The following is a 21,841-nucleotide window of genomic DNA, read 5'->3' as shown; positions in this document are numbered from 1 at the left end:
GGTGATCCTCGACAAGGGGTCAGTGAGTCATGAAGGACGAGACGGGCAGCGCCCGCGAGACGATCCGGACGTCGCCGAGGCGGCCGTAGAAGATCTGGTCGATCTTGTCGGCGTAGGTGTAGCCGCCGAGCAGCCACGGCTCGCCGACCGAGGTGATCCCGACGGCGGAGGCCTTCGGGTTGCGGACCACCGGGCAGCCCTGGACGTACAGCGTGGTGTGCCTGCCGTCGTTGACGACGGCCAGGTGCCACCAGGTCTCCAGCGGTGTCTCCTGGCCCCAGTTGGTGGCGATGCCCTGCTGGTTGAGCGGCCGCATCGCCCACTGCGGCTCGCGGTCGTTGGAGAGCGACAGCGTGGCGAGCGGCTCGTCGGGGTCGTCGCCGGTCTTGCCCGCGGCACCGCCGGTGCCCCGCCGACTGACCAGCCCCGCCCAGGCGTTGTGGTCCGGGTCCCAGTCGGCGGGCATGCGGTAGAACACCTCGATGGTGTAACCGTCCTTGAACACCGCCGAGTTGAGCGGCGCCTTGTCGACGGTCTGCAGATAGGCGCCCTTCAGCGGCGACTTCCAGCCCTGGAACTCCAGGCTGCCATGGCCGGGCTGGTCGGGGTGGTGGTCCGCGGACCAGCCGAGCGAACCGCCGCCGACGGAGACGACGGTGAGGTCGTTGCCGCGACCGGAGAGGTCATGGACGGTCCCCGACACCGCCGAGTCGAAGCGCCAGTACGCGGCCGTGCCGGGGATCAGCATCTTCGACGCGGGACGGGCGGCCCGCGCCGGCACCGGGTCGAAGCCGGCGAAGCGCTCTGCGAAGTCGACCTCGACCGTGAACCGGTCGGCGTCGCCGCTGAGTTCGATCTCCTGCCGCTCCAGCTCGTTGAGGCCCTTCCCGGCCCGGCCGAGGATCCACGGGGAGACCGTCTCCACGTCGATCACCCCACGGTCCAGGTCGAAGCGGTACAGGCGGATCATGGCCGCACCGCCGAAGTACCGGTTCTGGTAGTTCGTCAGGTGCAGGTGGACGTCGTTGCCCGCGCTGTTCTTCCGGGTCGCCCGGCCGGCCGGCCAGTAGTGGCCGTTGAGGGTGAGGAAGATCTGGTCGTGGTCCTTGACCAGCCGGTCCCACAGCTGCTGCCCGTAGTCCGACAGGGTGTCGTCCTCGACGACCAGCTCGTGGGTCGTCAGGATCACCGGCGTCTTCGGGTGGGCGGCCAGGACGCTCCGCGCCCACGCGTACCCCTGGTCCGACAGCCGCCAGTCCAGGGCCAGGACCAGCCACTCACGCCCGGCGGCCCGGAACAGGTGGTAGGTGTTGTAGCCGTCGGCGGAGGCGCCCCCGAAGGTCCGGTGCCCCTTGAACCGGGACGGCCCGAACGCGTCCAGGTACGGCGTCGCACCGCGCTGGTCGGTGCTGGACGACTTCACGTCGTGGTTGCCCGCGAGGACGCTGTAGCCCACGCCCCGCCGGTCGAGCAGCCGGAACGCGTCGCTGATCGCGCCGAACTCGGCCGCCGCCCCGTTCTGCGTGAGGTCGCCCAGGTGGGACAGGAAGACGATGTTCTCGTCCTTCCCGTGCTCCAGCAGATACCGCAACGAGGCCTCGACGGGCGCCTTGTCGATGCTCGGCCCGTCGAAGAGGTACTGGGTGTCCGGCATCACGGCGAGCGTGAAGCGCCGGCTGTCGGGGTCGGGGCGATGGCCGGACACCGAGGCGGGAGCCGCCTCCGCCACGGCGGGAAGGGTGACCGCGGCGCCCGCCGCGGCGCCCAGCAGCGCCGTGGCCCGCAGGAAACTGCGCCGGCCGGCACCGGCCTGCGGGGCCTCCTGGCCGTGGTCGTGCTCATGCGAAGTACACACGTGTGCTCCAAGACGGACGTGAAGATCGGTGAGAGGTGTTCAGAGGGCGCGCAGCGTCCAGCTCCAGCGGTGGGCGCCCGGCGTGACGAGACAGGAGGCGGTGGTGTCGGGTCCGCACGAGGCGGTGCCGAGCCCCCGGTGGGCCGCGTCGATGTGCACCACACAGCCCGCCCTCGGGACGAGCTCGTCGTGATGCGCCACCGCGGTGAGATCCGCGGCGCGGTACCGGCTCACCCCGACCTGGCGCGGTTCGTCCAGGACGACCGAGAGGCCGGTGGCGTCCGGCGCCGAGAGCGTGAAGTGCCGTACACCGTGACGGCCGCCGCTCTCCTGCGGACGCAGATAGGGGGTGAACAACTCGTCCACGGGCAGCGAGTGGTGGCCGACCGGTGCCCCGAAGGCACGGTCCGGATACGACTCCCAGGGGCCCTGTCCGAACCACTCCATGAGGTCGAGCCCGGCGACCGTCTCGAACACCGACCCGACCCGTGCCACGTCGTTCAGTTCCTCCGGCAGCTCGGCCGACTCCGCCACGTGGATCCCGCCCTCGACCGCGGTGAGGACCTGCACATGACGGACCACGCCCGCCGCGCAGGCGTACTCGGCGTGCACGGTGACCCGGCCCTCGGACCGCCGTACGTCCCCGACCTTGCGGACCAGCGCGTCCAGGCCCCAGTTCCGCCAGCGCGGGGCCATGCCGCCGAGCTCGTCGTTGTCGGTGGGCGCCCGCCACAGGGAGAGCGCGGGGGCGGCCGTGAGCAGCGGATGGACCAGGAGGCCCTCGTCGTCGACCTCGACGGAACGATGCGGCACCGCGAGCGCCGGTCGGGGCGCGGCCTTGCGCAACCGGACCTGCGGCACGCACACCTCCGTCCCGCGCGGCGCCCAGGGCTCGTCCCCGGCGGTCGTCACCCGCAGGGTCAGCCACGCCTCGCCGCCGTCCTCGGGCAGCTGGAACGGCAGCGGCACCGCGGCCGTCTGACCGGGCCGCAGATCGGGCAGTTCGGCGGGTGCGGTCAGGGTGCGGCCGTCGGCCAGGGACAGCTCCCACTCGGCGGCCAGCCAGTCCAGGCCCCGGAAGTGCTGGTGGTTGCCGAGCACGATGCCCTCGTGCCGGAAGCACTCGATGCGCACCGGCGCGGCGATCTCCCGGTGCTCGTACATCACCGGCTTGGGCGTGCGGTCGGGGAAGACCACCCCGTCCGCGATGAAGGCACCGTCGTGGTCGGCCTCGCCGAAGTCGCCGCCGTACGCCCAGCGGAGTCCGGGCGCGGCGACACCGTTGTCATAGAGCCCGGCGCCCCCACGCCCGACCGGTCTGCCGTCGTTCACACGCTGGAGGATGCCGTGGTCCCAGAACTCCCAGATGAACCCGCCCTGAAGACCCGGCGTGGACTCGATGGCCACCCAATGGTCGGCGAGCGTGCCGTTGCTGTTGCCCATGGCGTGGGAGTACTCGCACCAGATCAGCGGCTTGGTCTGCCGCCCGGAGAGCGCGTGCGCCACGCACTCCTCCAGCGGGGCGTACATGGGGCAGGCGATGTCGGTGGCGTCGCCGGCCGCCGCCCAGTCGAGCTTGGCGGCACCCTCGTACTGCACCGGGCGGGTCGGGTCGTGCCGCCGCAGCCAGCCCGCGGCGGCGTCGTGGTTGGCGCCGTAGTCGGACTCGTTGCCCAGCGACCAGATGATGACCGACGGGTGGTTCTTGTCCCGCAGCACCATCCGGGAGACCCGGTCCACGAAGGCGTTCAGGTAGCGCGGGTCGTCGGCGATCTCGTGGGCGTGGTCGTGCGACTCGATGTCCGCCTCGTCGACGACGTAGAACCCCAGTTCGTCGGTGAGGCCGTAGAGCGCGGGGTCGTTGGGGTAGTGGCTGGTGCGGATCGCGTTGAACCCGAAGCGCTTCAGCGTGACCAGGTCCGCGCGCAGGTCGTCGTACGACACCGTCCGCCCGGTCAGCGGGTGGAAGTCGTGCCGGTTCACGCCCCGGATGAAGACCCGCTCACCGTTGACCAGCAGGTCCCGGCCGGAGACCTCGACGTCCCGGAAGCCGATCCGGTGCCGTGAGGAGTCGGCGACCGTGCCGTCGGCCCGGTGCAGCCGTACGGTCAGGTCGTACAGCTCGGGCGTCTCGGCGTTCCAGGTGCGCACGTCCTCGACGACGGCCCGGATGCGGGCCTCGCCGAGGAAGTCGGAGACCCGCTCGTCCTCGCGGTTGAACCGGTCGAACTCCGCGTCCTGCGTCAGCGCGAGGCCGTCCAGCTCCCCGCTGACGTACCAGCCCTCGGGCAGCGCGCCCCCCGCGTCCCGCACCGCGCAGTCGACCCGCAGCGAACCGTCGACGGAGGCCCGCACGGTCACGTCCGCCAGATGCAGCGGATCCGTCGCGTGCAGCAGCACCGACCGGGTGATCCCGCCGTGCCACCACTGGTCCTGGTCCTCGAGGTGCGAGGCGTCCGACCACTTGACGACCGTGAGGCGTACGACGCTCCGGGCGCCGGGGCTCACGAGTCCCGTCAGGTCGAACTCGGCGGCCAGGTGGGAGTCCTTGGAGATCCCCACGGGTCGCCCGTCCACGTGCACGAGGAGCACGCTCTCGGCGGCCCCGACCTGGAGCACGATCCGGCGTCCGGCCCACTCCGCGGGGACGTCCACCTCACGCTCGTACACCCCCGTCGGGTTGGCGGCGGGGGAGTGCGGCGGGAACTCGGGGAACGGCATGCGGACGTTGAGGTACTGAGGCAGGTCGTCGGTGCCCTGCATCGTCCAGACACCGGGCACGTGGGTCGTCGACCAGGCACCGCCGACCGGCGCGTCCGGAGTGGGCAGCAACTGGAAGCGCCAGTCGCCGTCCAGGGGGAGTGCTCCGGAGCGCCGGTCGACGGCGTTCATGGGCAGCCGCCCCCACGAGGTCACCTCGGGTGCCTCCCAGGGGCGCAGGGCGATCAGGGGGTCGGTGGGGCGGGGGCCGCGGGATGCGTCGGTCATGACCGTTCCGTTGTCGGTGGTGCGGGGGCGTGGCAGGACTGTCGCCGGCCGTGCAGGACCCGGCCCTGGAGACCCCAGGCGGGGTCGATGTGGACGCCGAGCCGGTCCAGTGCGGTGGGGGCGATGTCGACGAGGCGCGGGGTGTCGAGCCGGGTGCCGCCCGTCATGCCGGGCTCGGCCAGCACGACGAACACCTCCCGCTCCGCGCGGGTGGCGCCGCCGTGGCCGCCGGTGTCGAGGTGCCCGTGGTCCGTGGTGACCAGCACGGTCCAGTGCTCCCGGGCACGGGCGGGGTCCAGGCGCCGGTTCTCGACGGCCGTCAGCAGCCAACCGAGGTGGGTGTCCTGGGCGAGCAGGGCCCGGTCGTAGGCGGGGCTGTGCGGGCCCTCGGCGTGGGCGGCCTCGTCGGTGGCGCCGAAGTACACGAACACGGCGTCCGGGTCCTCCTGGGTGAGCCAGCGTTCGGCGGTGCGGGCGACGAGGCGGTCCGCGGTGCCGTAGCCGTCGGTCTCACCGTCGTAGCGGACCCGGCGGCCGACGGCGGGGCCGAGGGTGCCGCGCCGGATCAGCTCCGGCCAGGACACCGCGGCGGCGGTGCGCAGCCGGCGCCGGGCGGTGCCGGCCCGGCTCAGGAAGTCGGGGTAGCGGGCGTAGTCGGCGCCCTCGAAGTCGTTGCCGCGCACACCGTGCCGGTCGGGCCACACCCCGGTCAGCACGCTCGACCAGCCGGGCCCGGAGTCGGTGTACGCCATGCTGGTGGACGGCCCGTCCGGGGCCTGGCCGTCCACCTCGCCGTAGGGCAGCAGGCTGGTGCCGTGGGCGCCGGCCGCCATCAGGCCGTGCAGCACGGGTGCCACCGCGGGGGAGCGGGTGAGCAGGTCGTACCGCAGCCCGTCCATCCCGACCACGAGCACCTTGCCGACGGTGTGACTCACCGCCCACCCCCTTCTCCCGCCGACCGCCCGGCCGGGCCGGACGTGGTGCGGCTTGCTCCGGCGGGCCGCCTGTCCGGAGCGCGGTGGGGCGGCGCGCCGGTTGCGTGGGCGCGCTGTGGGCCGTTCCTGTGGACCGTGGTGTGGCTCCCCGCGCGCCCTCTTTCCTGTTGCGGCGGGCCGGCCGGTGCGGACTCGGTGCGCGGTGTCCTGGCGGGCGGCCGGGGCCTGCGCGGGGCGTGGTGGCCCGTCGGGCCGTGGGGCGGCGCGCCGGTTGCCCGGGTGCGCTGCGGGCCGTTCCTGTGGACCGTGGTGTGGTTCACCGCCCACCCCCTTCCTCCCGGCACCCGCTCAGGTGCCCTGGACCGCGCCCTCGGTGGCGCCCGCGATGAACCCGCGGGCGAAGATGCTGAACACGATGACCAGCGGGAGTGCCGCCATCAGCACACCGGCCATGACCATGCTGTAGTCGGTGGTGTGGCCGACGTTGAGCTGGGCCAGCTCCACCTGGAGGGTCACGTGGCCCGGGTCGGTGAGCACGACCAGCGGCCAGATGTAGTCGTTCCAGCAGTTGACGAAGGCGTAGATGGCGAGGAACGACAGCGCGGGCCTGATCATCGGCAGTGCGATGTTCCAGTACTGCCGGAAGAACCCGGCGCCGTCGATGCGGGCGGCGTCGAGGAGTTCGTCGGGCACGCCGTTCTGGATGTACTGGTGCAGCCAGAAGATGCCGAAGGCGTTGGCGAGGGACGGCAGGGCCAGCGCCTTCAGCATGCCCACCCACCCGATCTTCGACATCAGGATGAACTGCGGCAGGATCGCCAGCTGGAGCGGCAGCATCATGAACAGCAGCAGTGTGCCGAAGAGGATCTTGCGCCCGGGGAAGTCGAACTTGGCGAAGGTGAAGGCCGCCAGGGAGTCGATGAACAGCACCAGGACGGTGGTGACGGTCGCGACCATCACCGTGTTGAGCATCGACCCGAAGAAGTCGATGGTGTTCAGCACGTGCCGGATGTTCTCCAGCAGATGCGAGCCGAAGGTGAACTTCGGCGGGCTCTTGTAGATGTCCTGCGTGGTGTTGGTCGCCATGATGATCGTCCACGCGAACGGGAAGACCGAGACCAGGACGGCCACGACGAGAACGATGTGTGCCGTGAGGCCCTTGGGGCGGCGGAGTTTCCTGCCCACCTTGGCCGGCCGTGCGGTGTCGAGGGCGGTCATGCCTTCCTCCCTCGTGTGGTGAGGCGCCAGTTGACGGCGACCAGGATGATGATCAGGACGAAGAAGGCCCACACGATGGCCGCGCCGTAGCCGTAGTCGTTGTTGAGGAAGGCCGACTGGTAGAAGTACAGCAAGGTCGTCAGGCCCGCCTGGCCCGGGCCGCCGAGGTTGGCGTTGGCGGCGTTGCTGGCGAACAGGACCTGCGGTTCGCTGAAGCTCTGGAGTCCGTTGATGGTCGAGATGATGACCGTGAACAGGATGATCGGCCGCATGATCGGAATGGTGATCTGGAAGAACGTGCGGATCGGGCCCGCGCCGTCCATCTTCGCCGCCTCGTAGATCGAGCCCGGGATCGCCTGGAGACCGGCCAGGTAGATGATCATGTTGTAGCCGGTCCACTGCCAGGTCATCAGCAGCGAGATGACCACCTTGATCAGCCACGGGTTGCTCAGCCACGGGACGGGCGAGATGCCGACCACGCCCAGGATCGCGTTGACCAGACCGAAGTTGTTGCTGAACACCGCGCCGAAGAAGATCGCCACGGCGACGATCGACGTCACGTTCGGCACGTACAGCGCGATGCGGTAGAAGCCCTTGAACCGCCGCACCGAGTGCAGCAGCGTCGCCAGCATCAGGGCGCCGAACAGGGTCGGCACGGTGGACAGCACCCAGATCACCAGGGTGTTGCGGATCGACAGCCAGAAGACCGGGTCGTCCCACAGGAACCTGAACTGCTGGAGCCCCACGAACTGCATGTCGCCCAGGCCGTCCCAGCGCTGGAACGACAGGTACAGCGAGTAGAAGACCGGGAAGAACGAGAACGCGGCGAAGATCAGGTAGAACGGCGAGATCGCCAGGTACTGCCGCCAGTACGCCAGCGGACCGCGCCGTTTGGGCCGAGCCGAACCCGCGGGTGCGGTGCGCCGCGGGCGGAACCGGGCCGGGCCCGGCCCGCCGCGGTGCGTGGGCACCGCGGCGGGACCGGTGACCGGAGGGGACGTCACCTCAGCTCACCCCCTGCCGCCGGGCGATCTGCTTGGCCTGGCTGACCGCGTCCTTCCAGGCGTCGTCGGGCTTCTTGCCCTTGGCCTCGATGTTGGTCAGTTCCGTCATGAAGGGGGCCATGACGGCGGCGTCGGCGGGCGCCTCGTAGGCCACCTTGATGGCCTTGGCGGCCGGGCCGAAGACCTCGATGACCTTCTGTCCGCCGAAGAAGGCGTCGGGACCGGTCATGGCCGGCATCGCGTACGCGGCGGGCGCGGCCGGGAAGATGGCGGCGTCCGTGAATCCACGGGCGTCGTTGGCGGGGCTCAGGATCCAGCTGATGATCTTGAACGCCTCTTCGGGATTGCGGCACTGCTTGGGCAGGGCCAGGTAGGAGCCGCCCTGGTTGGCCGGTCCGACCGGGTTGGCACAGACCCGCCACTTGCCCTTGGTCTGCGGTGCCGCCTGCTCGATGTCCAGCGCGTGCCAGGCCGCGCCGAGCTCGGTGAGCAGGTTCTTGCCGACGGCGGCGTTCCAGGTGTTGTCGTTGATCTTGGCGTCGATGCCCAGGGTGTAGGGGCGTACCGCCGTGGTCCACGCGGCGCGGATGTGGTCCCCGTCGCCGATGAAGTGGTTGTCCTTGTCGATGAACCGCTGGGTGCCCTGGCCGACCGCGATGTTGAAGACGGAGCCGATGTTGTTGACCAGGTAGGTGCCGGGGTTCTTCTTCTGGAGCTGGACCCCGAGCTGGAAGTAGTCCTCCCAGGTCTGCACGAGCTCGGCGACCTTGGCGGGGTCGGTGTCCACCCCGCCCTTGGCGAAGAGGTCCTCGCGGTAGAAGAGCGCGGTGGGGCCGATGTCGATCGGGAAGCCGATCTGCTTGCCGTCCTCGGTCTGGGCCAGCTTGGTCTTCCAGTCCAGGTACTGCGAGGAGACCTTCTTGAAGCCGAGGTCGTTCAGGTCGAGGAAGCGGCCGGCGTTGGGCAGGAAGGACGCGATGTCCTCGCCCTTGATGCCGGTGATGTCGGGCACGGAGGTGCCCGCCGCGATGGTGGTGGTGAGCTTCTGCTTGAAGTCGCCGCCGATGGAGGCGGAGGTCAGCTTGACCTGGCCGGCGAAGTGCGTCTTGGCCTCGGCGACCACCTTGTCGCTGAGCGCGCCGCCCCAGTACCACAAGGTCAGGTCCTTGCCGTTCTTGGTGCCGCCCGAGCCCGAGCCGCCGCCGCAGGCGACGGTCAGTCCGGAGGCGGCCGCGGTGAGCGCGGCGGCCTGGAGGAAGCCTCTACGTGAAAGGTCCACGGGTCACTCCTGTTGTTCCTGTTCGTGGTGCTGAGGGGTGTGGGACGGACTGTGGGGGCGTTGTGAGGGTCAGTGGGGCCGGGGCGGGGTGACCGGGGCGTGGTGCACCGGCGGGCCGACGTCGGCCGGCAGCCGGTCGGTCAGGAAGCCGTACGCCTTGCGCAGCTCGGGGTCGGTCAGCGAGCGCCACCATCGGTCGACGCCGTACCAGCCGGGGGCCGCGAGGGCTCCGCCGTGCTGCTGGACGGAGAGCCCGGCCGCGAGCACGGCGAACCGCAGCCGTTCCTCCAGTGGCCAGCCGCCCAGGGAGGCGGCGACGAACGCGGCGCCGAAGACGTCACCGGCGCCCGTCGCGTCCAGGACGCCCACGTCGAGGGCGGGGACGTCCGCGTACTCGCCGGTGCTCTGGTCGACGGCCACCGCGCCGTCGCCGCCGCGGGTGACCACGGCCACCGGCACCAGCTCGGCGAGCGTGCCGAGGGCCGCGACCGCGCTGTCGGTGCGGGTGTAGGCCATCGCCTCGGTCTCGTTGGGGAGGAAGGCGTGGCACAGGGCCAGCTGGTCCAGGAGGTCCTTCGACCACTCCTGGGTGGGGTCCCAGCCGACGTCCGCGTAGATGTCCGTGCCGTTCGCGGCCGCCTTGGCGAGCCAGGCGCGCGGCTCGGCCTCCAGGTGGACGAGGGCCGTGCGCGCCTCGGGCGGGTCGCCCATCAGCGCGTCCTGGGAGTACGGCGGCTCCTGGCCGTGGGTGACCAGGGCACGGTCGGTGCCGTACGCGAGGGCGACGGTGACGGGGGTGGGCCAGCCGTCCGCGGTACGGGAGAGCGAGAGGTCGATGTCCTCCTGGTCGCACAGCACGTCCCGGCAGTGGTCGCCGTAGAAGTCGTCGCCGAAGACCGTGGCCAGCGAGGTGCGCAGGCCGAAGCGGGACGCGGCGACCGCCAGGTTGGCGATGCCGCCGGGGCCGCAGCCCATGCCGGCCGTCCAGATCTCCTCGCCGGGTGTCGGCGGCTTCCCGAGCCCGGTGAGGACGAGGTCGTAGAAGAGCAGCCCGGTCAGGAGCACGTCGGGCCTGTCGTCGTCCACGCGAAGAGCCTCTCGTCAAAACTCGTCAATTTCGATGACGGGAATCGTGCGCTGCTCCGAGAGATTGGTCAATACCCGAGCAGAACTGAGCATGGATTTGATTGAAGATGACGAGTAGTGTTCACGCCGTGCTGGCAGAACGACGACACCAACTCATCCTGCGGGCCCTGCGCTCCGGTGGTCCCGCGTCCGTGACCGATCTCTCCGAGCAGCTGGGTGTGAGCCCCGCCACGATCAGGCGCGACCTGGTCAAACTCGAGGAGGACGGCCTGCTCACACGTGTCCACGGCGGCGCCGTCGTGGAGGAGGGCGACCAGCCCTTCGCCGAGGTCGCCGAGGTGCGCGTGTCCGAGAAGGACGCCATAGCCGAGCGGGCCGCCGCCATGGTCGCCGACGGCCAGTCGGTGCTGCTCGACATCGGCACCACCGCCTACCGGCTGGCCCGCCAGCTGCACGGCCGCCGCCTCACGGTGATCACCAGCAACCTGGTGGTCTACGAGGAACTCGCCGACGACGAGGGCATCGAGCTGGTGCTGCTCGGCGGCATGCTCCGCCGCGAGTACCGCAGCCTGGTCGGCTTCCTCACCGAGGACAACCTGCGCCAGCTGCACGCCGACTGGCTCTTCCTCGGCACCAGCGGAGTGCGCCCCGGCGGGCAGGTGATGGACACCACGGTCGTCGAGGTGCCGGTCAAACGGGCCATGATCAAGGCCGGTGACAAGGTCGTCCTGCTCGCCGACGCCGCCAAGTTCCCGGGTACCGGGATGGCGAAGGTCTGTGGTCCCGAGGACCTGGACGTGGTGGTGACGAACGCCCCGGCCGACCCGGTCACCCGCGCCTCTCTGGAGGAGGCGGGCGTCCAGGTGGTCGAGACAGGAAAGGTGCAAGAGTGAGGCTCACGATTCTGGGCGGCGGCGGTTTCCGCGTGCCGCTCGTGTACGGCGCCCTGCTGGGCGACCGCGGCGAGGGCAGGGTCACCGAGGTCGTGCTGCACGACCTGGACGGCCGCAGGCTCTCCGCGGTGACCCGGGTGCTCGACGAACAGGCGGCACGCGTCCCCGACGCCCCCGCGGTGACCGCGACGACCGACCTCGACGAGGCCCTGCGCGGCGCCGACTTCGTCTTCTCGGCGATCCGCGTCGGCGGCCTGGAGGGCCGGGCGAACGACGAGCGGGTGGCGCTCGCCGAGGGCGTCCTCGGCCAGGAGACCGTCGGCGCCGGCGGCATCGCCTACGGCCTGCGCACGGTCCCTGTGGCCGTCGACATCGCCCGCCGGGTGGCCCGGCTCGCCCCGGACGCCTGGGTCATCAACTTCACCAACCCGGCCGGACTGGTCACCGAGGCCATGTCCCGCCATCTCGGCGACCGCGTCATCGGCATCTGCGACTCCCCGGTCGGCCTCGGCCGCCGTATCGCGCGTGTGCTCGGTGCCAACCCCAACGAGGCGTGGATCGACTACGTCGGCCTCAACCACCTCGGCTGGGTCCGCGGCCTGAAGATCGCGGGCCGCGACGAGCTGCCCCGGCTGCTCGCCGACCCCGACCTGCTCGGCTCCTTCGAGGAGGGCAAGCTCTTCGGCGTCGACTGGCTCCAGTCCCTGGGCGCGATCCCCAACGAGTACCTGCACTACTACTACTTCAACCGCGAGGCCGTGCGCGCCTACCAGCAGGCCGAGAAGACCCGCGGCGCCTTCCTCGCCGACCAGCAGGCGCACTTCTACGACGAGGTCACCGACCCGGGCGTGAAGGCCCTGGACGCCTGGGACCGCACCCGCGCCGAGCGCGAGGCCACCTACATGTCGGAGAACCGGGAGACGGCCGGCGCCGGCGAGCGCGACGCGGACGACCTCTCCGGCGGCTACGAGAAGGTCGCCCTCGCCCTGATGCGGGCCATCGCCCGCGACGAGCGCACCACCCTGATCCTCAACGTCCGCAACCGGCGCACGCTCTCCGTGCTCGACGACGACGCCGTGATCGAGGTGCCCTGCCTGGTCGACGCCAACGGCGCCCACCCGGTGGCCGTCGACCCGCTGCCCGGCCACGCCACCGGCCTGGTCTGCTCGGTCAAGGCGGTGGAGCGCGAGGTGCTGGCCGCCGCCGAGTCCGGCGCCCGCACCACCGCCGTCAAGGCCTTCGCCCTGCACCCCCTGGTCGACTCCGTGGGCGTCGCCCGCCGCCTGGTCGAGGGGTACACCTCGGTCCACCCGGGGCTCGCGTACCTTAAGTAGCGCCCGCTTCCTGGAAAGCGCTTTCTCGAAGCTCTTCCGCCCTCCCTGGAGACTTTTCATGCACGACGAACGCACCCGCATCGAGGAGCGCGTCCAGCGCGCGCACGACCAGCGCATCAAGCCCGCGATCTACGCGGCCACCGTGCCCCTCGAGGTCGAGGCCTGGCAGGCGCCGGGTGAGCCGGTCTCCTTCGAGGAGGCCTCGGCCGCCCGCTACGAGCCCTTCGCGATGAACACCCCGTGGGGGCCGCCCTGGGGCACCACCTGGTTCCGGATGCGCGGCCAGGTGCCCGCGGAGTGGGCAGGGCGGCGCGTCGAGACCGTCATCGACCTCGGCTTCGTCGGCGACTGGCCCGGAAACCAGGCCGAGGCCCTCGTCCACCTGGTCGACGGCCGCCCCCTGAAGGCCGTGAACCCGCTCAACCAGTACGTCCCCGTCGCCAACCCGGCCGTCGGCGGCGAGCAGATCGACTACCTGGTCGAGGCCGCCTCCAACCCGGACATCCTCAAGGACAACTTCTCGAGGACCACGCCGATGGGCGACAAGCTCACGGCCGGCTCCGCGCCCCTCTACACCTTCCAGCGCGCCGACCTCGCGATCCTCGACGAGGAGGTCTTCCACCTCGACCTCGACCTCCAGGTCCTGCGCGGGCTGATGGTCCACCTCCCCGAGCACGAGCCCCGCCGCCACGAGATCCTGCGCGCGCTCGACCGTGCCATGGACGCCCTCGACCTGGACGACGTCGCCGGCACCGCGGCCGCCGTCCGCGAGGTGCTCGCCCCCGTCCTGGCCAGGCCCGCGCACGCCAGCGCGCACACCGTCTCCGGCGTCGGCCACGCCCACATCGACTCCGCCTGGCTCTGGCCCATCCGCGAGACCAAGCGCAAGACGTCCCGCACCTTCTCCAACGTCACCGCGCTCGCCGACGAGTACGACGACTTCATCTTCGCCTGCTCCCAGGCCCAGCAGTACGAGTGGGTGCGCGACAACTACCCGCACGTGTGGGCCCGCATCCAGGAGTCCGTGAAGAAGGGCCAGTGGGCGCCGGTCGGCGGCATGTGGGTCGAGGCCGACGGCAACCTGCCCGGCGGCGAGGCCATGGCCCGCCAGCTCATCCACGGCAAGCGGTTCTTCATCGAGCACTTCGGCATCGAGACCAAGGGCGTCTGGCTGCCGGACTCCTTCGGCTACACCGCCGCCTACCCGCAGTTGGCCAAGCTCGCCGGCAACGAGTGGTTCCTCACCCAGAAGATCTCCTGGAACCAGACCAACAAGTTCCCCCACCACACCTTCTGGTGGGAGGGCATCGACGGCACCCGCATCTACACGCACTTCCCGCCCGTCGACACCTACAACGCCCGCTTCTCCGGCGAGGAGATGGACCGCGCGGTCCGCAACTACTCCGAGAAGGGCGGCGGCACCCGTTCGCTGGCCCCCTTCGGCTGGGGCGACGGAGGTGGCGGCCCCACCCGCGAGATCATGGAGCGCGCCCGGCGCCTCGCCGACCTGGAGGGCTCGCCCAAGGTCGTCATCGAGCACCCGGACGACTTCTTCGCCCAGGCCCGCGCCGAGTACCCGGACGCCCCCGTCTGGGTCGGCGAGCTCTACCTGGAGCTGCACCGCGCCACCTACACCTCCCAGGCCCGCACCAAGCAGGGCAACCGGCGCTCCGAGCACAAGCTGCGCGAGGCCGAGCTGTGGGCGACCACGGCCGCGCTGCACGCGCCGGGCTACGCCTATCCGTACGAGAAGCTGGACCGTCTGTGGAAGACGGTCCTCCTCCACCAGTTCCACGACATCCTGCCCGGCTCCTCCATCGCCTGGGTGCACCGCGAGGCGGAGGCCGAGTACGCCCGCGTCGCCGAGGAACTGGAGGCGCTGACCGCCGAGGCGGTGGCCGCGCTGGGCGCCGGGAGCACCCGCGTCTTCAACACCAGCCCGTACGCCCGCTCCGAGGTGGTCCGTACGTCCGCCGGGACGCCGGCCTTCGTCGAGGTCCCCGCGAACGGCAGCGCCCCGCTGGCCGACGCGCGGCCCGAGCGACCGGTGACCGTCTCCGGCCGGGTGCTCGACAACGGCCTGGTGCGGGTCTCGGTCGCCGAGGACGGCACCCTGGAGTCCGTCTTCGACCTGCGCGCCGGCCGGGAGGTCCTCGCCTCCGCGGGCAACCTGCTCCGGCTGCACACCGACCTCCCGAACTACTGGGACGCCTGGGACATCGACAGCCACTACAAGAACCGGTACACGGACCTCCTGGAGGCCACGGCGATCGAGGTCGTCTCCGAGGACCCGCTGGAGGGCGCGATCCGCGTGACCCGCTCCTTCGGCAAGGGCTCGAAGATCACCCAGACGATCTCCGTGCGTGCCGACAGCCCCCGCATCGACTTCGCGACCGAGATCGACTGGCACGAGGCCGAGAAGATCCTCAAGGCCGCCTTCCCGGTGGACGTCCGCGCCGCGCACTCCTCCGCGGAGATCCAGTTCGGCCACGTCCAGCGGCCCACCCACACCAACACCACCTGGGAAGCGGCCCGGTTCGAGGTCTCCGGCCACCGCTGGGTCCACGTCGCCGAACCGGGCTACGGCGTCGCGGTCCTCAACGACTCCACCTACGGCCACGACGTCTCCCGCACGGTCCGCGAGGACGGCGGCACGACCACCACGGTCCGCCTCAGCCTGGTCCGCGCCCCGCGCATCCCGGACCCGGAGGCCGACCAGGGCAAGCACCGCTTCACCTACTCGCTGCTGCCCGGCGCGAGCATCGACGAGACCGTCGCCGAGGGCTACTCCCTCAACCTCCCGCTCCGGGTGGCGGACGCGGCCGGTGCCCCCGAGCCGGTCGTCTCGGTCGACGGCCAGGGCGTGACGGTCGAGGCGGTCAAGCTCGCCGACGACGCGTCCGGTGACGTGGTGGTCCGCCTCTACGAGTCGGGCGGCGGCCGCGCCCAGGGCGTCCTGCGCACCGGCTTCCCGCTGGCCGGCGCCCAGGTCACCGACCTGCTGGAGCGCCCGCTGGAGGACGCGGTCGTCGAGGACGGCGGCGTGCGCATCTCGCTGCGTCCCTTCCAGGTGCTGACGCTGCGGTTGCGGAGGGGCTGACGGATGGCGATGCAACCCTGGTTCACCGACGCCAAGTTGGGGATCTTCATCCACTGGGGCATCTACGCCGTCGACGGCGTGCAGGAGTCCTGGTCGTTCTACGACGACATCGTCCCGCACGACCGGTACATGTCCCAGCTGGAGCGCTTCACGGGCGCCAAGTACGACCCGCGCGAGTGGGCCGACCTGTTCGCCCGGGCAGGCGCCAGGTACGCCGTCCTGACGAGCCGTCACCACGACGGAGTCGCCCTGTGGGACACCGGGTTCGGCGACCTCAACCTCGGCAGGGACTACCTCGGCCCCTACGCCGAGGCCCTGCGGGAGAAGGACCTCAAGGTCGGCTTCTACTACTCCCACTCCGACTGGAACCACCCGGACTACGCCTCCACGCGCAAGCCGGGCCGTCCGCCGGAGCAGGAGGACAACCGCTACTCCGAGGTGGCCGCCGAGGACGAGGACCTGGAGGCCTGGGAGCGGTTCATCGCCTACCGGGACGGCCAGATCCGAGAGCTGGCCTCCCGCTACCGACCCGACCTGATGTGGTTCGACGGCGAGTGGGACCGCAGCGAGGAGCAGTGGCGCATCCCCGAACTCGCCGCGCTGATCCGCTCGTACGTGCCGGACGTCGTCTTCAACGCGCGCATGCTCAGCGAGGGCGACTACGCCACCCCCGAGCAGGGTGCTCCCATCGAACCGCCGGACGGTCCCTGGGAGTTGTGCCTGACGATCAACGACTCGTGGGGGTACCAGCACCACGACCACAACCACAAGTCGTTGGCCCAGCTGATCCGCTACTTCACCGAGACCATCGGCGGAGGCGGCAACCTGCTGCTCGACGTCGGCCCGATGGAGGACGGCACCATCCCGCAGCCGCAGGTCGAGCGGCTCGAGGGACTGGGGGAGTGGATCGGGAAGCACTCCGAGGCGGTGTACGGCAGCCGGCGCGGACTGCCCGCCGGGCACCACTACGGACCCAGCACCCTCTCCGCGGACGGCCGGACGTTGTACCTGGTCCTCTTCGACGCGCCCCGCGCCGAAATCGGCCTGCGCGGACTCGTCACCCCGGTCCGCAGGGTCACCGTCCTCGGCACCGGCACGGAACTCGGCCACCGGATGGTGGGCGGCCTCCACGACGCCGTCGGCATCGTGTGGATCGACCCGCCGGCCGCGGCCGACCTCGACCCGTACGCCACGGTGCTCAAGGTCGAGCTGGACGGGGAGCTGGAGCTGTACCGGGGCTCGGGCCGGTTCTGACGGCGCGGTGGTGCCTGCCGGTTGAGGGACCGGCAGGCACCACCCCGCTCAGCCGGTGAAGCCGGCCGTGATCGAGGTGAACTGCCAGTTGTTCTGGCTGATCCCGGAGCAGTTGCTCACCACACCGCCGCCCGGGCAGGGCCGGTCCCGGTTGACCGACCAGAACGCGAGCCGGGCGATGTGGTGGGAGTTGGCCCAGTCCCTGATCTGGGTCCAGATCGCCGGGGTCGTGTTCTCCTGCTGGTCGGAGAGCCCGTTCATGCCCGAGATGCCGATGTGCGCGTAGGCGGTCGCGTCGTCCCAGCCGAAGGTCGACTTCAGCTTGGCCTTCAGCCCCTCCGTGGCGTTCACGGTGTTGCCGTACATGTCGGAGCCGCCGCCGAAGTCGAACGGCATGATGGTGAACACGTCGATGTTCGCGCCGAGCGACTGCGCCTGCTCGATGAGCCGGTTGCCGTAGTAGGTCGGCCCGGTGGTCGAGGTGCCGAAGGTGACGATGGTCTTCAGGCCCGGGTTGTTGGCCTTGACCGTCTTCAGCGCGGTCAGGATCCTCGCCTGCACGGCCTCGTTCTCGAACTCGTCGGAGTTCTCGATGTCCATGTCGATCGCCTTGAGCGAGTAGGCGTCGATGACCTTCTGGAGGGCCGCCGCGAGCGCGCTCGCCGAGGAGCAGTTGGCGCCGAGCTTGCTGCCCTGCCAGCCGCCGAACGACGGCACGACGTCACCGCCGGCTGCCCGGATCTGGTTGATGGCGGTCTGGTCGACGCCCCCGGTCAGCGGCCGGGTGCTGTCCCAGGCGGGGTTGCAGCCGCCGGAGTCCAGCATGAACGCCATCGTGAACCACTTGACGCCGGTCGCGCTCATCACGGTCGTCGGGCTCGGCGGATCGCCCCAGCCCTCGTACAGATAGGGCGCGGCCTGCTTGAAGCCGGTGCCGCCACCGGTGCCCGCGTCCGTCGTCACGCTCACGGAGCCCGAGGCGCCGGAGGTGTTGCCGGCCGCGTCCCGCGCCTTGACGGTGAAGGTGTACGCCGTGCTCGGCGAGAGCCCGCTGACCGTGGCGGTCGTACCGGACACACTGAGGACGTTGTTCGAGCCGCTGTACACGTCGTACGCCGTCACCCCCACGTTGTCCGTCGCCGCGTTCCACTTCAGCGACACGCTGGAGGAGGTCTTGCCGGTGGAGGTCAGTCCGGTGGGCGTGGTGGGCGCCTGGGTGTCCGAACCGCCGCCACCGCCGGGGCCGTCGAGGCTGATGTCGTCGGCCCAGTAGGTGCCCTGGGCGTACCAGCCGTGGACGTAGATCTGCGCGCTGGTCTGCGTGGAGCCGGTGGTGAAGCTCGTGGTGAGCTGGCCGTACGCCGACGGGGAGGTCGTCCAGGTGGAGGGTCCGCCGGTGACGCCGAGGTACACGTACGAGCCGCGCACCCAGCCGCTGAGCTGGTACGTGGTGTTGGGCTGCACGGCGACGGTCTGGCTGCACTGCGCGTTGTCGCTCGAACTCACCGCGCCCTGAAGGGCTTTGGAGCCCCCGTGCACGGGAGAGGAGACGACGGACCCGAGGTTGCCGGTGCAGGTCCAGGGGGAGAGGCTCCCCGACTCGAACCCGGGATTGCCCAGGATGTTGGCCGCCTGGGCCGTACCCGGAAGAGCGACGGCCCCACCGAGCGCGAGGCCGGCGGCACCGAGGAACGCGAGAACTCTGGAACGTCTGAGTGGGTTGCGCACGCGATCTCCCTGAAGAAATGGGGGTGTTCGGGAGTGCAGAGAGGAGCGGGGGGTGCGCAACCAAGTTGGTATGGACCAATGCCCCTGTCAAGACAGCGGACGGGAACTGGAACCTACCCAGGGGTGCGGGGAACTGCGCGACAAGCCACAATTCACCCGCGCCCGGCAGTCAACCTAAAGCGGCAGTACCTCCGCCGCAGCCTCCATCGCAGGGGCCGGCGCGGGAACGGAGGGCAGCAGGGGCTGCTCCACCTCCTCCACCCGCTGACGCGGCACCGGCACCGACGCCGGCCGAAGCTGCCGCGGCCCCGACACCACCGTGTAGTCCTGCCCCAGGAACGGCGGCTCGATCACCCCGGTCTCCTCCCCGAGCGCCAACTGCACAGCCGCCCAAGGCACGTTGACCCCGCAGAGGGACAGCTGGTGCAGCCCGCCCGCCGGCCGCGTGTTGACGTCCATCAGCACCGGACGGTCGCCGAACATCCGGAACTGGATGTTGGACAGGTAGTGCAGTCCGAACCCCTCGGCGATCAGCCGCGCCGGCTCCAGCCACTGCTCGTCCTGCGTGAACCCGCGCCGACGGCCGTTCTTCGTGCGGCCGATCGCCAGCCGCACCCGGTTGTCGGTCCCGGTGAGCGTGTCCACCGACACCTCCGGCTGCTCGAGGCGCGGCATGACCAGCCAGTCCACCTGCTCTCCGGCCTGCTCGAGCGCCTCGACGACCATGTCCAGCGAGACGTACGGGCTCGGGAAGCCGTTGAGCTGCGCGAGCGAGAAGGGGGTGCGGGTGATCACGCGGAAGCCCACCCCGCCGGCGCCGGACGCCGGCTTGAAGCACGCCTTGTGCCCGTCCGCCTCCAGCGCCTCCACGGCCGTCACCAGCTCGGCCGCGGTCCGCACCCGCCACCACGGCGGCACCGGGACCCCGATCGCCTGGACCGCCTCGTAGGCGACGACCTTGTCGTGGAAGACGGCCACACCCTCCGGCGGCGGTGCCAGCAGCGCCGTACCGACGGCCGCGAAGTCGGCCCGGTGGGCCACGATCGCCGCCTGGTGCAGCCGGGGCACGAACACGTCGATGCCGCGCCGCTGGCACTGGTCGAGCGCGAACTCGACATAGGCGGCGGGGGACAGGCCCTCCGGCTCCAGTTCGGCGGTGTCCGCCGCGGCCAGCACGGGCGAGTCGGGGTCGCCGTGCGTCGCGTGGATCTCGACGGCGCGATCGCTGGGATTTCGCCGCAACTGATCCATGAAGAACACGTTCTCCGCGTACGTGCGGTTGAGCCAGACGCGTACGCGAGAGAGCATGCAGGCCGCCTTTCGGGCATTTTCGGGCAGGGCGAAGCGGGCCCGTGCCCGGGCAGGGTGATTGGAGGGACACCAAACCGCCCCTGGAAAGGGAAGTTCCATGCGGTGGTGTTGGGGCGATCATACGGCTTTCCCGGGGTCCCGCGTGCAACGCCCGTGTTACGGATTACCCGATCATGAACCCGCCCCGGGCGGTTCACTCTTGTACCGGGAAACCAAATGTGTTGTCGTGGTTCCACTCGGTGCTCGGAGGGGGCGAGAGGTGACGTCTACGGCCGGTGCCGCGGCACAGCTCCTGGCCATCAGCGATCTGCACATCGGCTACCCCGAGAACCGCGCCCTCGTCGAGGCGCTGCGCCCCGGGACCGACGACGACTGGCTCCTGGTGGCCGGTGATGTCGCGGAGACCGTCGCCGACGTCCGCTGGGCACTCGAAACCCTCGCCGGCCGCTTCCGCCAGGTCGTCTGGGCACCCGGCAACCACGAACTGTGGACCCATCCCAAGGACACCGTCACCCTGCGCGGGGTGGCCCGCTACGAGCACCTCGTCGCGATGTGCCGGGACCTGGGCGTCCTCACCCCCGAGGACCCCTACCCGGTCTGGGAGGGTCCCGGCGGCCCGGTCGCCGTCGCCCCGCTCTTCCTGCTCTACGACTACTCGTTCCTGCCGGCCGGCTGCACCACCAAGGAACAGGGCCTGGAGTACGCCCACGGCACCGGCATCGTGTGCAACGACGAGTACCTGCTGCACCCCGACCCGTACCCGACCCGTGAGGCATGGTGCCGGGCCCGGGTCGCCGAGACCGAGCGCCGGCTGGACGCCCTCCCCGCCGGCCTGCCCACGGTCCTCGTCAACCACTACCCGCTGGACCGGCACCCCACGGACGTCCTGTGGTACCCCGAGTTCGCCATGTGGTGCGGCACCACGCTGACCGCCGACTGGCACCGCCGCTTCCGTGTCGAGACGATGGTCTACGGCCATCTGCACATCCCCCGCACCACCTGGCACGAGGGGGTCCGCTTCGAGGAGGTCTCGGTGGGCTACCCACGGGAGTGGCGCAAGCGGCCGGAACCGCCGGGCCGGCCGCGCCTGATCGTGCCCGGGGAGGTGGGTGCCCGGTGATCGGGGAACTGCTGCCGGACCCGGTGGTCGCCGTCGAGGCGTACGGCGCCGACGAGCGGGACCATGCCGGGCTGTACTCCGTGGAGGCCGGGCACGCCGGGCTGTACCCCGAGGAGGCCGCGCTCGTCGCGCACGCCGTTCCCAAGCGCCGCCGGGAGTTCACCCTGGTGCGCGCCTGCGCCCGGCGGGCCATGGAGAAGCTCGGTGTGCCGCCGCAGCCGCTCCTGCCCGGCGAACGGGGCGCCCCGCGCTGGCCGGCCGGTCTCACCGGCAGCATGACCCACTGCGACGGCTACTGTGCCGCGGCCCTGGTCCGGGCCGCGGACCTGGCGTCCCTCGGCATCGACGCCGAACCCCACGGTCCGCTCCCGGAGGGTGTGCTGGAGAGCGTGTCCCTGCCGGGGGAGCGGGTCAGGCTGCGGGAGCTCGCCGGGCGGCATCCCGCCGTCCACTGGGACAGGCTGCTGTTCAGCGCCAAGGAGTCCGTCTACAAGGCGTGGTTCCCCCTCACCGGCACGTGGCTGGACTTCTCCGAGGCCGACATCACGATCCACGTCGACCCCGAGGGGCCTCCCGGTGGCACCCTGCGCGCCGAACTCCTCGTGCCCGGCCCGCTGGTGGGTGGTGTGCGCCGCGGGGCCTTCGAGGGCCGCTGGACGGTCCAGGGCGGTCTCGTGGCGACCTCCGTGACCGTGCCGCACGCCTGAGCGCGCGGCACGGCCCCCGCCACTCCCGT

At 71.0% G+C, this 21,841-nt stretch carries 15 protein-coding genes; 6 read left to right on the top strand and 9 right to left on the bottom strand.

Annotated features, from left to right (window positions below; genetic code table 11):
* Positions 1–19: 19 nt before the first annotated feature.
* From H295_RS0111665 to H295_RS0111635, 7 genes are all read right to left on the bottom strand, one after another.
* Positions 20–1,855, bottom strand: coding sequence for a LamG-like jellyroll fold domain-containing protein (locus H295_RS0111665; protein ID WP_020135542.1), 1,836 nt, complete (start codon positions 1,853–1,855; stop codon positions 20–22).
* 39 nt (positions 1,856–1,894) lie between these two features.
* Positions 1,895–4,843: a glycoside hydrolase family 2 TIM barrel-domain containing protein gene (locus H295_RS0111660; RefSeq protein WP_020135541.1), complete on the bottom strand. Its 2,949-nt coding sequence runs from the start codon at positions 4,841–4,843 to the stop codon at positions 1,895–1,897.
* Entirely contained in the window at positions 4,840–5,778 is a 939-nt protein-coding gene (locus H295_RS0111655; RefSeq protein ID WP_020135540.1) for an alkaline phosphatase family protein, read from the bottom strand. Before H295_RS0111655 ends, H295_RS0111660 begins: the two co-directional genes overlap by 4 nt.
* A gap of 348 nt (positions 5,779–6,126) precedes the next feature.
* Positions 6,127–6,996, bottom strand: a complete 870-nt coding sequence (locus H295_RS0111650) for a carbohydrate ABC transporter permease (protein ID WP_020135539.1) — start codon at positions 6,994–6,996, stop codon at positions 6,127–6,129.
* On the bottom strand, positions 6,993–7,967 hold the full coding sequence (locus H295_RS0111645; RefSeq protein ID WP_199788579.1) for a carbohydrate ABC transporter permease: 975 nt from the start codon (positions 7,965–7,967) through the stop codon (positions 6,993–6,995). The genes H295_RS0111650 and H295_RS0111645 overlap by 4 nt, the downstream gene beginning before the upstream one ends.
* Positions 7,968–8,001: 34 nt before the next feature.
* The gene (locus H295_RS0111640) at positions 8,002–9,279 is read right to left on the bottom strand and encodes an ABC transporter substrate-binding protein (RefSeq protein ID WP_020135537.1); all 1,278 of its coding nucleotides are present in this window, start codon (positions 9,277–9,279) and stop codon (positions 8,002–8,004) included.
* A gap of 69 nt (positions 9,280–9,348) precedes the next feature.
* Positions 9,349–10,365 (bottom strand): carbohydrate kinase family protein, encoded by a 1,017-nt coding sequence (locus H295_RS0111635; RefSeq protein WP_020135536.1) that lies wholly within the window; start codon positions 10,363–10,365, stop codon positions 9,349–9,351.
* 128 nt (positions 10,366–10,493) lie between these two features.
* Between H295_RS0111635 and H295_RS0111630 the strand changes: the two genes are divergently transcribed.
* Genes H295_RS0111630 through H295_RS0111615 form a run of 4 tightly spaced genes read left to right on the top strand, consistent with a single transcriptional unit; the run spans position 10,494 to position 16,946 of the window.
* Positions 10,494–11,258, top strand: a complete 765-nt coding sequence (locus H295_RS0111630) for a DeoR/GlpR family DNA-binding transcription regulator (RefSeq protein ID WP_020135535.1) — start codon at positions 10,494–10,496, stop codon at positions 11,256–11,258.
* Entirely contained in the window at positions 11,255–12,592 is a 1,338-nt protein-coding gene (locus H295_RS0111625; protein ID WP_020135534.1) for a 6-phospho-beta-glucosidase, read from the top strand. The genes H295_RS0111630 and H295_RS0111625 overlap by 4 nt, the downstream gene beginning before the upstream one ends.
* 58 nt (positions 12,593–12,650) lie before the next feature.
* The gene (locus H295_RS0111620) at positions 12,651–15,692 is read left to right on the top strand and encodes an alpha-mannosidase (RefSeq protein ID WP_020135533.1); all 3,042 of its coding nucleotides are present in this window, start codon (positions 12,651–12,653) and stop codon (positions 15,690–15,692) included.
* 3 nt (positions 15,693–15,695) lie between these two features.
* Positions 15,696–16,946, top strand: coding sequence for an alpha-L-fucosidase (locus tag H295_RS0111615; RefSeq protein ID WP_020135532.1), 1,251 nt, complete (start codon positions 15,696–15,698; stop codon positions 16,944–16,946).
* A 48-nt stretch (positions 16,947–16,994) separates the two neighbouring features.
* Here the strand turns inward: H295_RS0111615 and H295_RS0111610 are convergent, their stop codons facing one another.
* Together H295_RS0111610 and H295_RS0111605 are read right to left on the bottom strand one after the other, a co-directional pair.
* Positions 16,995–18,674 (bottom strand): carbohydrate binding domain-containing protein, encoded by a 1,680-nt coding sequence (locus H295_RS0111610; RefSeq protein ID WP_020135531.1) that lies wholly within the window; start codon positions 18,672–18,674, stop codon positions 16,995–16,997.
* Positions 18,675–18,848: 174 nt separating this feature from the next.
* Entirely contained in the window at positions 18,849–19,982 is a 1,134-nt protein-coding gene (locus H295_RS0111605) for an ATP-grasp domain-containing protein (protein ID WP_020135530.1), read from the bottom strand.
* 262 nt (positions 19,983–20,244) lie between these two features.
* On the opposite strand from H295_RS0111605, the gene H295_RS0111600 reads away from it, so the two are divergent.
* Positions 20,245–21,105 (top strand): metallophosphoesterase family protein, encoded by an 861-nt coding sequence (locus tag H295_RS0111600; protein ID WP_020135529.1) that lies wholly within the window; start codon positions 20,245–20,247, stop codon positions 21,103–21,105.
* A complete protein-coding gene (locus tag H295_RS0111595; protein ID WP_020135528.1) occupies positions 21,102–21,812 on the top strand; it encodes a 4'-phosphopantetheinyl transferase family protein in 711 nt (236 codons plus the stop codon). The genes H295_RS0111600 and H295_RS0111595 overlap by 4 nt, the downstream gene beginning before the upstream one ends.
* The last annotated feature ends 29 nt before the right edge of the window (positions 21,813–21,841 follow it).

The sequence above is a fragment of the Streptomyces sp. 351MFTsu5.1 genome (assembly GCF_000383655.1).
GTDB classification, from domain to species: Bacteria; Actinomycetota; Actinomycetes; order Streptomycetales; family Streptomycetaceae; genus Streptomyces; species Streptomyces griseorubiginosus.
The sequence above is the reverse complement of the archived record's forward strand: the minus strand, read 5'-3'. Positions and strand labels throughout refer to the sequence as shown.